General features: G+C 34.2%; 11 protein-coding genes. 8 read left to right on the forward strand and 3 right to left on the reverse strand.

The features are described from left to right. A partial coding sequence (locus BLS22_RS08340; RefSeq protein ID WP_143011270.1) for an IS3 family transposase occupies positions 1 to 279 on the forward strand: 279 nt, incomplete at its 5' end. Between the two features lie 98 nt (positions 280 to 377). Here BLS22_RS08340 and BLS22_RS08345 read toward each other — a convergent pair. After that, positions 378 to 632 (reverse strand): TIGR03905 family TSCPD domain-containing protein, encoded by a 255-nt coding sequence (locus BLS22_RS08345; RefSeq protein WP_090553295.1) that lies wholly within the window; start codon positions 630 to 632, stop codon positions 378 to 380. 489 nt (positions 633 to 1,121) lie between these two features. Between BLS22_RS08345 and BLS22_RS08350 the strand changes: the two genes are divergently transcribed. From BLS22_RS08350 to BLS22_RS08375, 6 genes are all read left to right on the forward strand, one after another. After that, a complete protein-coding gene (locus tag BLS22_RS08350) occupies positions 1,122 to 2,528 on the forward strand; it encodes a hypothetical protein (RefSeq protein WP_090553296.1) in 1,407 nt (468 codons plus the stop codon). 488 nt (positions 2,529 to 3,016) lie between these two features. Further along, positions 3,017 to 4,201: a carboxylate--amine ligase gene (locus tag BLS22_RS08355; RefSeq protein WP_090553297.1), complete on the forward strand. Its 1,185-nt coding sequence runs from the start codon at positions 3,017 to 3,019 to the stop codon at positions 4,199 to 4,201. 58 nt (positions 4,202 to 4,259) lie between these two features. Continuing rightward, positions 4,260 to 5,849 carry a Mur ligase family protein gene (locus tag BLS22_RS08360; protein WP_090553298.1) on the forward strand — a complete coding sequence of 530 codons (1,590 nt, stop codon included), beginning with the start codon at positions 4,260 to 4,262 and terminating at the stop codon, positions 5,847 to 5,849. Positions 5,850 to 5,863: 14 nt separating this feature from the next. Then, entirely contained in the window at positions 5,864 to 7,711 is a 1,848-nt protein-coding gene (gene asnB, locus BLS22_RS08365; RefSeq protein ID WP_090553299.1) for an asparagine synthase (glutamine-hydrolyzing), read from the forward strand. Between the two features lie 266 nt (positions 7,712 to 7,977). After that, positions 7,978 to 9,024, forward strand: coding sequence for a C39 family peptidase (locus BLS22_RS08370; protein ID WP_090553300.1), 1,047 nt, complete (start codon positions 7,978 to 7,980; stop codon positions 9,022 to 9,024). 81 nt (positions 9,025 to 9,105) lie between these two features. Continuing rightward, entirely contained in the window at positions 9,106 to 9,372 is a 267-nt protein-coding gene (locus tag BLS22_RS08375) for a hypothetical protein (RefSeq protein ID WP_090553301.1), read from the forward strand. A 102-nt stretch (positions 9,373 to 9,474) separates the two neighbouring features. Here BLS22_RS08375 and BLS22_RS08380 read toward each other — a convergent pair whose 3' ends face one another. Further along, positions 9,475 to 11,739 carry a PAS domain S-box protein gene (locus BLS22_RS08380; RefSeq protein ID WP_090553302.1) on the reverse strand — a complete coding sequence of 755 codons (2,265 nt, stop codon included), beginning with the start codon at positions 11,737 to 11,739 and terminating at the stop codon, positions 9,475 to 9,477. Positions 11,740 to 12,048: 309 nt separating this feature from the next. Here BLS22_RS08380 and BLS22_RS08385 point away from each other — a divergent pair, with 309 nt between their 5' ends. Beyond that, positions 12,049 to 13,578, forward strand: coding sequence for a methyl-accepting chemotaxis protein (locus BLS22_RS08385; RefSeq protein ID WP_090553303.1), 1,530 nt, complete (start codon positions 12,049 to 12,051; stop codon positions 13,576 to 13,578). A gap of 169 nt (positions 13,579 to 13,747) precedes the next feature. Here BLS22_RS08385 and BLS22_RS08390 read toward each other — a convergent pair whose 3' ends face one another. Further along, positions 13,748 to 14,446 (reverse strand): helix-turn-helix domain-containing protein, encoded by a 699-nt coding sequence (locus BLS22_RS08390; RefSeq protein WP_090553304.1) that lies wholly within the window; start codon positions 14,444 to 14,446, stop codon positions 13,748 to 13,750. Positions 14,447 to 14,512: the final 66 nt, after the last annotated feature.

Below are 14,512 nucleotides of genomic sequence, written 5' to 3' on the forward strand. Positions count from 1 at the left end.
GACCGTGGATACCAATACACTTCAAATGGGTTTAAACATAAGGTAGAAGCAGCAGGAATGACGCAAAGTATGTCACGTGTAGGAAAGTGTATTGACAATGGGCCAATGGAAGGTTTTTTTGGAACTCTAAAATGTGAAAAGTATTATCTCAATAAATACAATACCTTCAAAGAGCTAAATGAGGCGATAGATGAATACATTCATTTCTATAATCATAAGAGATTACAAAAGAAATTAAGCGACCTTAGCCCGATGGAATTTCGAGCTGTGGCCGCTTAGATTAGTTTTTATTATTTCCACTGTCTACTTGACAGGGTGCAGTTCAAGGATACGGGGGAAGATAAGCTATTTATCTTCCCCCGTATCCTTTCTTAAATTTAGACAGCTTCCTTTTTCATACCTGCCTCTAGGGCCATCGCCAGTTGATCGGGGCAAGATGTGGGTTTTCCTCCACAGGTAATGCCTCTTAATTTACTAATTGCTTCTTCTACCTGCATACCTTGGATTAGCTGACTAATCCCCTTCAGGTTACCAGGACATCCCCCGTAAAAAACTACATCTTTTACGATACCATCATTGATAGAAAAATTAATTTGTTGTGAACATACTCCTCTAGGTGTAAATGAATACATAATGAAACCCCTTTCTAACTTAGTCATGAAATGATTTTATGAAAAACAGTTTTCCTTTGAAAGATATGGACCTTGGACTTATTGAAATATATCAAAAGAATTTAAACTACTTTTATATCTAAAAGGAAAATAATTTTTATATATTATTTAAAAAATCCATTCCATTAAAATATTAATGAATTATGTATCTTTTGTCAATGATGTTTTGATATAGAAAAGAGTATGAAATTGGATTTGCTAATAAGGAATAGGAATAGACGCATAATTCAAATAAGAACAATATAGAAAATTCATCTAGTATAAATAATTGTTACATATAAAGGAAATAGAAGGATATCCATGGGTGGGAGAAGAAATTATATAAAGTAACTTTGAATTTTTCTATAATGAATTCCTTAGAAATAAGGATATAAAAAGGGATGCATCAATTAATTAATGAAAGGAACTATAATCTCTTCAACAACGTCTAAATTACTAGGAGGGGATTCAATGAAAAAGTTGATAAAAAGTATTGTATATGCTATCCTTATGGTGTCTTTTTCTACTATGGTCTTTGCCAATTCTGGACCTGTTTTTTGGCAAGGATACCCGGCTTCAGATAGCATGGCAATTCAAGAGAACACCCCAATTATGGTAAGGAATGAAAATCTTATTTTTGACTTTTCTGATAATAGTGAGTCCTTCCATACCATTATTGGAAGAGTCACTGCTGCCTATACAATGGTTAATCCAACAAATGACATGCAATCGGTACAGATGGCTTTTCCTTTTGTAGGAAGGCTTGATAGCTTTTCCCCTGAGGACATTGCTATAACCGCTGGTGAAGAGCCACTGTCCTATGAAATTTATGTGGGAGATGTGGTTAACAGCTACGGAAATTCCCTTCAACAGGATAAGGAAGTAAGCTTTGATTTTGCCACAACTATAAAAAACATCACCGATGAGTTCTACAGGGCCGATAACTTTGCAGAGGACGAAAAGGGTAAGCTCTACATTATTGAGGTAAAACCAACTACTGACCAAAGAATAAACTTTGTAGTTGATTTTAATTTTGATGCTGAAACAACCAAAGTCCTTACAAACGGATTTAATCGGTATGAATGGAATAGGGAAAAAACAAAAATTGCTACTTGGTGTTATAGTCCTGAAACTTTAGAAATTTTTGTTTTAGGTGAAGATATTGATTTACAGATAAGTGCTTTTACAGATGGAGAATTAAAGATAGAGACTGATTTGTTCACCTATGAAATAGCTACGCAAGAGGTGGAATTTAAACCATATTTTATGGACTATATAAAAAAGAATTCCCATAAAGAAAGGCATTCTATGATTTCTGACACCCAGCTGTACAATGTGTATGGGAAGGCTTTGGATGTTCACTTCACCCGAAATATGGCCTATGCTTCTGAACATGACTTTATGGGGGAGGAAAATTACCAGCGAATATTAACCCTTGTTTACACTGTTGATTTTCCTCAAAATAGTGAAAAAGAAGTAAGTGTAAGCTATAAGACAACAGGAACAATGGATAGAACCCAAACAGTAAAGCCCCTATACTCATTTGATTATATTTTAAATCCTGCTAAAAACTGGCGTGACTTTGAAAATTTAAATATCAAAGTTATCCCACCAAAAGAAGCTCCTTATATTGTGAAGAGCAGTATAGAGCTAGAAAAGGGAGAAGATAAGGTATATACAGCAACATTACCGAATTTACCTGATGAGGATTTATCCTTTACCCTCTACGCCCACGAGACAATCACATTACTGGATAAGGCTGGAGGACATTTGAAGGGTCGTTTTGGATATTTCACCCCTTTTGTGATGATAGCAATAGGACTTTTTATTGTTGGAGTAATTATTAGAGTATTCAAGTTATATAAAACCAAAGAATAAATATTTAAACTCCTACTTCATAATAAGTGGGAGTTTAAATATTATATGGCGAAATTAAATTGGGCTACACTTCAGTAGAGGTAAATACTTCCCCAAAATTAGAATTCATTTTATTAGGCTGCTTAGAAAAAATGAATACAGAATAGACAATAATACCCCCCTTATCCGATTTAAATAATTAAATCTCTCCTAAACATTTGAGTTATATTTTTATAAGATTACAAAAATATTTATTTGGCTATAATTCAGTGTATAAGCCAAATACATCTCCCTGAAGGGACTATTTTTATAAGATATTATTATTATAGATTTTAAAAAAATCATAAAGGCTTATGAAGACTGCTGAAGTATACATAAAAAACCATATGACCCATATTGTTACCAGGTTAAAACAATCTAATAAGTATTGCATACTCCTAACTTCTGTGTCAATATAGATATATATATGAGTTAACTTTGGAAATGCAATAATATACGAGGTGATAGTCATGAATAATAAAGCTGTAATTTTAGGATCCAATTATTATATAGGTTTAAGTGCCATTCGATGTTTAGGGGTGCATGGTATAACCACTGTAGCTGTAGACTACTCTGAAGAAAACACCTATGGTGCTAAATCCAAATATTGTTCTGAAAGGCTTATTTCTCCCCACTATAAAGAAGATCCAAAGGGGTTTATTAGGTTTTTAAAGGATTATGCCAAGAGACAAAGTTCTCCTCCAGTGCTTATTCCCTGTCACGATGCATATGTTGAGATTGTTGATGAATACTTATCAGAGCTGCAGGAATGTTTCCTTATTCCTCAAACTGACAAAGGCTTATATACAAAGCTTATGAATAAAGAAACCTTGCACCGATTAGCTATGGAAAAAGGTGTGACTGTACCAGAGACAGTTAGGGTAAATGAAGAGAATTTCTTTGAAAAAGTAGAAAGCATGATTAAATTTCCTTGTATTGTTAAACCTGTTGATTCAGCCTCCTTTGTGGCGAAATTTAGAAGAAAGATATTTAAGGTTCATAATAAAGAGGAACTAGAAAAAGCCTTAGAAAAGGCCCAAGACGCCGACTTAGAAGTAATTGTCCAAAGGATTATACCAGGCTTTGATGATCATATGTATACTTTTGACGCCTATTTAAATCAAGAGGCTAAAGTAACCCATTGGACCACCTGTCAAAAGTATCGTCAATATCCTATCAACTTTGGAGCCTCTGTTTATACGGGACAAAAACATGTACCTGAGCTTTATGAAATTGGGGCTAAATTTTTAGAAGAGGTAGGCTATAAAGGGTTTGCTGAAATAGAATTCAAAAAGGATGAAGAAACTGGAGAATTTTATCTAATAGAAATAAATGTGAGAATTACCAACTTTAATAATATGTTATATAAGGTGGGTTTAAATATGCCCTATATAACCTACCGAGAATTAACAGGACAACCCCTAGAGCCCAAGGCTATTACAGAAGATACAAACATCGTGTTTTGGTATGCTTTTGAGGATTTATTGGCAATTAAAGATTATATCAAAACTGGACAACTTACCTTGTGGGAGGTACTGGCATCTTTATTTAAACCAAAGGCCTACGCAATTTGGGATTGGAATGATCCAGCACCTGGTTTTGCATTTTTACAAAACCTTGCAGGTAAAATATTGAAAAAAATCACTAGAAGATAACACAAGAAACTTATAGTAAGAAAATTTCTATTAGAGATAAATAGAAGGAGGGATACAAATGGTAAAACTAAGAAAACTACTTAATTCAATAGGGGTTTTAGAAGCTTCTAATGAAAAAGACCTTATTATTCGTGGTATTTCATATCATTCCCAAAAGGTTGGTGAAGGACATCTTTTTGTCTGCATTAAAGGATATAAAACCGATGGACATAAATATCTTTCTCAAGCAGTGGAAAAGGGAGCTGTAGCTGCTGTAGTAGAAGAATTTCAAGAGGGAATCGATATACCCCAATATCTTGTGGAAAATAGTAGAATTGCCTTAGCTCAATTAGGAGCAGCTTTTTATAACAATCCTTCTAAAGCTATGAAAATGATAGGTATTACAGCCACCAATGGCAAAACAACCACTTCCTATATGACCAATGCTATTTTAGAAAATCATGGATTGAAAACAGGATTGATAGGAACTGTTTCTATAAAAATAGATGATGAATCTATACCTGCTGAGTTGACAACACCAGAATCCTTAGATTTACAATGTTATTTAAATGAAATGGTGGAACGGGATGTCTCTCATGTAACCATGGAGGTCTCTTCTTCTGCTTTAGAGCTGCATCGGATAAAAGAAGTGGATTATGATATTGTCAGCTTTAACAATATAAGTAGGGAACATATTGATGCCCACGGTTCCTTTGAGAAGTATTATGAATTTAAATCCAGCTTAGTTATAAATGCAAAGGAAAGTAGTATTGCTGTCCTTAATTTAGACTGTCCCTATTCAGCGGTTCTTGCTGATCATACGAAGGCACAGGTTATAACCTTTGGGGTTGGCAGTAGAGAAGGTCATATTCACTGCAAAAACTTGGATTTATCCACCGGTAGAGGAAGATTTACAGTAGAAATCTTAAAGCCTTTTAAGGTCCATGACATTGAATACTCACCGACAGAATTTGATATAGAGTTATCTGTTCCTGGTTTACATTCTGTATACAACTCCATGGTGGCGATAACAATTGGATTGCTCTGTGGTATACCTATTGACACAATACAAAAAACCTTGAGAACCTTTACGGGGGTAGAAAGACGATTTGAATTCATCTTTGAAGATGATATTAAGATTATAGATGATCATTTTGCTAATCCTGGTAATATCAACGTAACTTTACAAACGTTAGACTATATGGATTATAAAAATCTACATTTGGTCTATGCTATTAGAGGCGAGAGGGGTCCTACAGTTAACAGAGAAAATTCTGAAGCAATTGTAAAATGGAGTTCTAGGCTTGGTTTTGATGAGGTCATTGCAACCAAGAGCGTATCCCATGTAACATCTAAGGATAAGGTTACAGATGAGGAACTCCATGTATTTCAAGAGGTAATGTCTGAGGCCAATATAAAAGTCAACCTATATGATGAATTGACGGATGCTATAGCCCATGCCCTTTCGAAGGCTGAGGAGGGGGATCTTATTCTATTGGCGGGCTGTCAGGGAATGGATTATGGGGCAGAGATTGCACTACAGCAGCTACATGTGAAAAAAGCTGAATATCCAGTAGAAAAGCTATTTTACCCTCTACGCAATAGAGTAGCTGGTATTTCCAATGATTTGACAGTATATAACATTTCTCAAGATAATGAATCTAATTAAATGGGGGTAATAAAATGTGTGGTTTTGTTGGATTTGCCTCTGCTGGCCCAGAGTTAGATAAGGTTAAAACAATAAATGATATGATGATGGCTATCCTCCATAGGGGCCCTGATAGTGGTGATTTCTTTACAGATGATGAGGTAACATTAGGATTTAGAAGGCTTAGTATTATTGATTTATCCCAGGAAGCAAGTCAGCCCATGTATAATGAGGATAAAAGCTGTGTAATGGTTTTTAATGGAGAAATCTATAATTTTCAAGAATTAAGGAATGACTTAATAGAGAAGGGTCATATATTTAAAAACAACTCTGATAGTGAAGTAATTATTCATGGTTATGAGGAGTATGGTGTAGATATATTAAAGAAGCTTAGAGGGATGTTTGCCATTGCTATATGGGATACAAGAAATGAAACCATGCTTTTAGCAAGGGATATTTTTGGCATAAAGCCCCTCTACTATACCCAAAATACATCAGATAACTCTTTTATATTTGGCTCAGAAATAAAAGCCTTTTTAAAGCAACCAGCCTTTATAAAAGAACTGAATAAGGATGCATTAAAGCCTTATCTTACCTTTCAGTATTCTGTTTTGGATGAAACCTTTTTCAAAGGGGTTTACAAGCTAAGGCCTGCCCATTATATGATCTACAAAAAGGGTGAAATTGACATAAAGCCCTATTGGGAGCTAAAGTATGACGAAAAAGAAAATAGTTTAGAATACTATGTGGAGGAAATTAAAAAGACTTTACAGGAATCCGTTAACTACCATAGAATCAGTGATGTGAAGGTAGGATCTTTCCTGTCAGGTGGAATAGATTCCAGTTATATTACAGCATTATTAAAGCCAAACAAGACCTTTTCAGTAGGCTTTCAAGACCATGAAGGAATGTTTAATGAGACAAACTTAGCAAAAGATCTCTCGAATATTTTAGGGATAGAAAACCATAAAAAGATTATGAATGCTGATGAATGCTTTGACATGATCTCAACCATCCAGTATCATATGGATGAACCCCAATCCAACCTATCCTCAGTACCCTTGTACTATTTAGCGAAGCTAGCCAGGGAGCATGTAACGGTGGTCTTATCAGGAGAGGGGGCTGATGAAATATTTGGCGGCTATACATGGTATCAGAAGTCGGCTAAATTAGAACAGTATGAAAAAGTACCCTATTTTATTCGTCGTACAGTTGCATCTGTATGTAGCCTCCTGCCTCCAAATAGAGTAACCAACTTTTTAGTCAAGGGTGGACAGACCATTGAGGAGAAGTTTATTGGACAGGCCAAGGTCTATGAGGAGGAAGATGCTTTAAGGGTTTTACGGGATGAGTATAAAAACGGTCCATCTGTTGAAAGTATTACAAAACAAGTGTATAATCGGGTTAAGGGAAAAGACGATGTTACCAAAATGCAATACCTTGACATTCACCTTTGGCTACCGGGGGATATTCTATTAAAGGCTGATAAAATGAGTATGGCCCATTCCCTCGAATTAAGGGTACCATTTTTGGATAAGGAAGTTATGGCTTTAGCTTCAGAAATACCTAGAAATCTAAGGGTCAACAGAAAGGATACAAAATATGCCCTAAGAAGGGCTTCTGAGGAAGTTCTCCCAGATGAATGGGCAAATCGTGTAAAGGTAGGGTTTCCTGTTCCAGTTAGATATTGGTTAAGGGAGGAAAAATACTACAACATCGTGAAGGAAATGTTTGAATCGGATATAGCAAAGGAATTCTTTGTTACTGATGAACTTATAAAGTTTCTTGAAGAACATTATACCGGTAAAAATAATTATGCTAGATATATTTGGACAACCTATGTATTTCTTGTATGGTATAAGAAATTTTTTGTGGAATTATAATAATTATACTCAATTAATTAAAAGTCACTAAACATTTTAATTTCAATGTAGTGCTAATTACTTCCTGTATACAGTGGGGATTAAGGACTGCATCCGTCAAATAATTTGAGCTACAATTGAAGGGAACAGAAATTTCTCCTCAATTAAGGCTCATTTTATATAGAAGGCCATAAATACTATTGACTAGGGCATTTGTTGTCCACTATTTAAGGAACATAGTGGGGTTTTTTGAGGGAGATGTTGATATCTAAAATAGGGGGATACAAATGAAAAAAAGATTTGGAACTATACTGTTTTTTATAATAATCATTGCAGCATTCCTTTTTGTGATAAACAATCGATTTAGAAGTAGTGGAGATCCAGAGGATATTATAGAGGAAAACCAACAGGGTATTATTACAATTATCAATATTGATGGAGAAGAACAATGGCCTATAAAAAATACTGAATTCATCATCACTGCTGTAGAATCAGGAGAAATTATTGAAAGTCTTGTTACCGATGAAGATGGTTTAGCATCCTCTAAGCCCCTAGATTATGGCACCAGCTATAGAATAGAGCAGGTTCAAATTTCAGAGGCCTATGGGTTAAGCAATGAAATAATTGATATAGAAATTGGTGAAGAAAATCATGTCTTAGTCATTGAAAATAATATCAATGAATATGTGAAGGACATTTATAGGACAGAAACCAATGATATCATCATCACTGAAGTAGATATTCCAGTGGAAGTCCTTATGCAAAAGCCAGAGTTACCAAATGGATGTGAAATCACTTCCTTAACAGCGGTCCTGAATTTCTATGGCTATGGGATATCTAAAACAGAAATGTCTGAAGGTTATTTACCAATGGAACCATTTTACAGAAAAAATGACAGGCTTTATGGAGCTAATCCCTACGAGGCATTTGCTGGAGATCCTAGCCATGCCAGTGGTTTCTTTGTTTATGCCCCTCCAATTGTAGAAGCGGCTAATCAGTATATCCATGATGTTGGAGGATTTAAAAGGGCTATCAATATCAGTGGAAGTACAAGGGATGAAATTATCCAACAGCTGGATAAGGGAAGACCTGTAGTTATATGGGTAACCCTTGATCTGTCACCTCCTAGGTTAAATTATTCTTGGTATTTTTCTAATAGTGAAGAAGAATTTATTGCACCAGTTAATCTACACGCCGTTGTCCTAAGGGGATATGATGAAAGCAATGTATATATAATGAATCCCTTAAAGGGTCAAGTAATCCACAATGCAGATGTTTTCTTTGATAGTTATTTTGCATTAGGAGGTCATGCAGTGGTGCTGGTTGAAGATTAGCTTCAATTGTGGAAGCAATAGCTGTTATACAATAAATTTCCATAAAGGATAGGAACCATCAATAACTAAAGGGGGGATAGTATGACGCCAAATGAAATTAAAAGACTTGAAGAATTTCTTGAGGATTCCTTTGGAGCAGGAGTTTACTTTAGAGAGTTAAGATTATCTAATGAGGAAATGGAATATGTCAAGAGAAAGTATCCAAGAGCTGAACTTAAAAAGTGTGTTACAAGAGAATGCTCAGATGGTAAAATATGGTGGGAAGTTAATCTCCTAAGCAATCAAAAAAATTTTTCTAAAGAAATTAAAATTGAGAAAAACAAAGTTACTATAGAAGAGGGAGCATAAAATTTAAATTAAATTTACTGTTTTTTTAAGACAAGCCCTTCTGAAGATAATGCAGAAGGGCTTGTTGTAAAATAGCGGGCTTTAGATGCTTGCGGGGTTTTACTAGAAGATTCCTATAAATTTGGTGACAATTTCAGGGTCAAACTGACTACCTGAGCATCTTAGTATCTCATCTAAAGCCTCCTTGTGGGAAAGGGATTCTTTATAAATGCTGCAATGAGTCATTACATCATAGGCATCAATGACTGCAATAATTCGACATAATAATGGAATTTCATCACCCTTCAATCCTCGAGGATACCCTTTACCATCCCATCTTTCATGATGAAATAAAATGTACTTAGCGATATGAGTTAATTCTGGGGATGTTTGAGCAATTCTATAACCAATTTCACAATGTCTCTTTACTTCTTCCCATTCCTCTGGTGTCAGTTTCCCAGGTTTTAAAAGAATTGTATCAGATATAGCTATTTTACCAATATCATGTAATATGGCCAGCAAACCTAATTCGCTAATTTTATCATTATCGAGATTTAAGCTTTTACCTAATTTTATACTTAATAGCTTCATACGTTCCACATGTTCTTCTGTTTCATAATTTCCTTCATACAATGATTTTTGTAGAGAAAGTATAATACTACTTCTAGTGCTTTTATTTTCAAGTAACTTATTTCTATACATTTGTTCTTCAGCTTCTTTAATTATATCTGTCATAAATTGGTCTGACCTGTATTTCACAGCATAGCCTAGTGAAATACTGATATTTATTGGTTCAGTATCCGATTGTTTACATAAACTATAAATTCTATGACAAATAACTCTAGCAGTTTCCTTATCTGTTTGGGTTAGTAGAATAGCAAACTCATCTCCACCCCATCTACATACGATATCCTCCCTACGACAAGCCTCTTTTAGAATTTCTGCGGTTTTGACCAAAAGCTTATCTCCTTGTAGATGACCGAAAACATCATTTGTCAGTTTTAGACCATTTACATCACCAATAATAACAGCTAGAGGCATCTGTCTTTGGGTATCTAGACGTTTTAATTCTTCTTCAAAAAAAGCTCGGTTATACAATCCCGTAAGATTATCATGATAGCTTAAATATTTTATTCTCTCTTCTGCTTCTTTTCGGGTTCTAATATCCGTATAAATAACGTGATAGCCAGTAATTTGTCCGTCAACAATTGTTGGGCCCCCTCGAACACAAACATCAATAAAGATACCATCTTTCCTTCTTCTGAAAGTATCTATTTCCACTGTTTGTTTTTTGTGGATCAAATCATTAATTAATTGACTTTCTTCAAGATATTCTTCACCTATAATTAGGTTTTGAATGTTTTTTCCTATACACTCACTTGCTGAATATCCAAATAGATCTGTAAACTTTTTATTAATTTCTTGAATATTGTGGTTCATATCAAGGTAGACAATAGCATCTGGAGAATAATTAAAATGAAATTCCAATCTTTGTTGCTGTTTTTTAATTTGTTCTTCTGCTTCTTTTATAGGTCTGGCATCGGTATAGATGGCGTAGCCTCCTACCACTTTGTTATTTATAACAATGGGTACCCCTTTAACAAAGACCTTAATGGGATTGCCATGCTTATCATATCGTAGAGTATCTCTAAACTTGCAATCACCTTTCTCTAAATTAGCGTAAGTAAGATAATATTCTACTTGACTAAAGGGATCAATAATATCATTTATATATTTTCCCTTGAGTTCTTGGAGGGTATAGCCAAACAACTCAATAAATTGTTGATTAACATTTATAATATATTTATTTTCATCAAAATGAATGATAGCATCCAGAGAATTATTAAAAAGGCATTCAAAGGAGTTTTTTTGATAGACCAAATCAGCTTCCTTCTCCTTTAAGCGATTATAATTATCACATAACTCTTCTTCACTTGCACTTAATTGCTGTAGGGCGGATTCTAACTCATCATTTAATTCCTGTAGCATCTGTTCATTTTTTTTCAGTTGTTCTTCTTTTTCCTTTAAAGGGGTAATATCATGGATAAACCCCTCAAGATAGAGGGTATTTTCTTGTTTATCCTTTTTTATATGTATATTTAAAAGGACAGTTATTATACTCCTGTCCTTACAATAGCATTGCACTTGATAATTAGAAAGCTTTCCATCCCCTTCAATTTCCTCAAGTAATTGCCAGTGGGTGTTTTTTGCATAAATTTCACCTTCGATATTTTTAACAGAGTGGATGACATCCTCTGGAGAATCATATTTTAATATGTTGGAAAAGGCTTTATTTACATACAAAAATTTTCCATCAAGGGTACTGCAAAAAGTTCCAATTAGTGCATCATCAAATAGCTTCATATAGGACTTAGTATTTTTATCCATAAATAAAGAACACCTCTCACTTCTATTTTAAAAACAGCTTCTATTTCCTAAATTCATTCTACATCTATTCCTTAAAAACCTTTAAATAATTGCTGGATTAAACATAAAAAACTAAATTATATAGATTTCCTTATTTTTTCTATGTAATCAGCAGAATAAATATATTATGTATAAATCAGTATAAGGATTGAAAGATTTTACATCATATGGTAAAATGTAGCAATGTATATGAGTTATTTCGACAAAGCTTTAAAGATTCAAAAAATATAGCTTAATGCTAAACTATTGAAAATAAGAGGGGGAAATAATATGTTAAAAGGATTTGGCAAAAAACCCTGTAGGGAAACTGAAGAGATTATAAAATACGTAGAAAAAGCAATGAATGGTCAATCAGCTGAAGAACCTAATGTTAAATATCCTATCCATGTTACTTTTTTAAATTATTTCAAAAAATTATTTTCTAACGAAAAACAGATGGCAAAGGCCGCCAACAACGTTTTGGAAGTATCAACCCTTCTAAGCAGCTTTGATGTTAATATGGCTCACATTTCAAGGAAACTTATCGGTTTTGCTAAGGAAATGGCAATTCTTAGTGAATCAAATTTAGCCATAGTACAACAGACCACCGCCAGTATGAATGAAGTAGGAAGTACAGTAAGTATGACCTCAGAAACATTAAACCAGCTATCGGATTCCTCAAGAAATTTAGTAGAAAGTAACTATACAAGCTTAGAAGAAATAAAAGAAGTCAACGAATTAAAGGAAAATGTTATAAAAGATGCGAGAATTATGAATGAAAAGATAGAACAATTGGTGGATATGGCTAATAAAGTAAATGACATTGTAAAGGGAGTGGGAGCCATTGCTGAACAAACAAATCTTCTAGCCCTTAATGCTTCTATTGAAGCAGCTAGGGCTGGTGAGCATGGTAGAGGATTTGCAGTTGTAGCAGAAGAGATTAGAAAGCTGGCAGATGATACGAAAACACAGCTCTCGGGCATGACATCTTTTGTGGAAAATATTCAAGTTGCTGCAAAAGAAGGAAAGCAAAGTATGATAAATGCTATTGATTCTACTGAAAATATGAGTCATAAGATCGATGGTATCACAAAAACTACAGAAAAAAATGTAGACATGCTTCAAGCTACAATTAATGATGTAAAAACTATAAATGAATCTATGATTGGTATACGAAAGGCCACAGAAGAAATAAATTTAGCTATGGATTCATCCAGTCAGGATGCAGAAAAACTTAGTGAGATGACTTTGATTATTCAACAGGATGCTTCAGCAAGTGCTAAGTATGCTAAGGAAATATCTACAATTGATGATACCCTCTCAGCCACAGTAAAAGAAATGATGGGTGCCCTACAGGGAAGTAGCAATGCAATTAGTAATGAAGAATTTTTGCATAAGCTTAATAATGGAAAAACAAGTCACTTGGAGTGGATGAAAACCCTAAAAACCATTGCTGAAGAGATGAGAACCTATCCTATACAGATTAACGGTTCAAAGTGTGCCTTTGGACATTTTTATGACGCCATAAAGGTAACACATCCATCTATACTAAAGGAGTGGCAAAGAATTGACGGAGTCCATAAAAAACTCCATCAATTAGGGGAAGAGCTTCTTAAGGCTGTTGAAGATAAGAATAGAAACCAAGTTGAACAATTGTATCATGGAGCAGAAAAGTGTTCCCAAGAGGTTTTCAAGTATCTTGATAGGATAATAGAAGTAGTAGAAGAAGAAACAAAAAAAGGGATTCATCTTTTTAGAAAATCAGAAGGTACTGATTCTCATTATGGCTGTGACGAAAATCATCACAACTGTAACCATTAAAAATCTAAACCCATTGGTTCCAAAGAACATCTAATGTTACAAGGGCAGTTATACCAATAGTATACCGACAACTCCTTCCTGGCATATTACTTCAAATCCCACCAGGAAGGAGTTAATTTTTTTCTATAATAAAATACGTAAACTATTTTACACATTAGTTTTTTAAAAATTAAAAATCAATTTCTACCCGAATCAATTTACCTAATATTTTAATGTCCTTCATTTCTTTAATAACTGCTTGGCTATCTGCTGTTCCTTTAATCAATTTAATCTTATTGCCTTCTACTCTTTTTACTTTTCTTAAATAAGTCTTTTTATCATATTCCACCAATTGAAAGGTACCATTCATCGGCTCGTGGTTTAAGTAGATTAGACATCTGTCCCCCTTTTTCATTCTATATTCAGAAAGGGTATCATCCTCTAATTGGATATAGATTAACTTATCTGGATGGAAGCCCTCCACCTTCTTATCAATAATGGGAAAGCTTTTATATCCCTTTCTATCAACCATTGCCATATCATAAATAGGGATCTGTTTGATAATATTAGACAATGCTTCTCCCCATTGGGCTAAGGGTTCTACCTCCCTTCTTTTGGAGGAAGTAGTTTCCATAAACTTCTGGGGCTTTTTTTCTAGTGTTTCCTGTTCTTTCTTTTCTTGAGGAGGTGCTTCTAGCACCATATTTTCCTCTAAATTTCCACCTAAAACCTTAGAGATTTGTGCTAAAAGCTTTTCATTGATAATTTTTTTGCCACCCTCAATATCTAAAATAAAAGCTTCAGATACACCACATTTTTTTCCCAGTTGTTTAGGGGTTATTCCTTTTTTCATTCTTTGTTGTTGAATAGCTTTTCCTACTCGACTCATATTTTCACTCCTTATGTAATAATAAAAAGGTAACTTTCCAGCTATAATATAGATTATACATAGATA

It is taken from the genome of Natronincola ferrireducens, assembly GCF_900100845.1.
Classification (GTDB): Bacteria; Bacillota; Clostridia; order Peptostreptococcales; family Natronincolaceae; genus Natronincola_B; species Natronincola_B ferrireducens.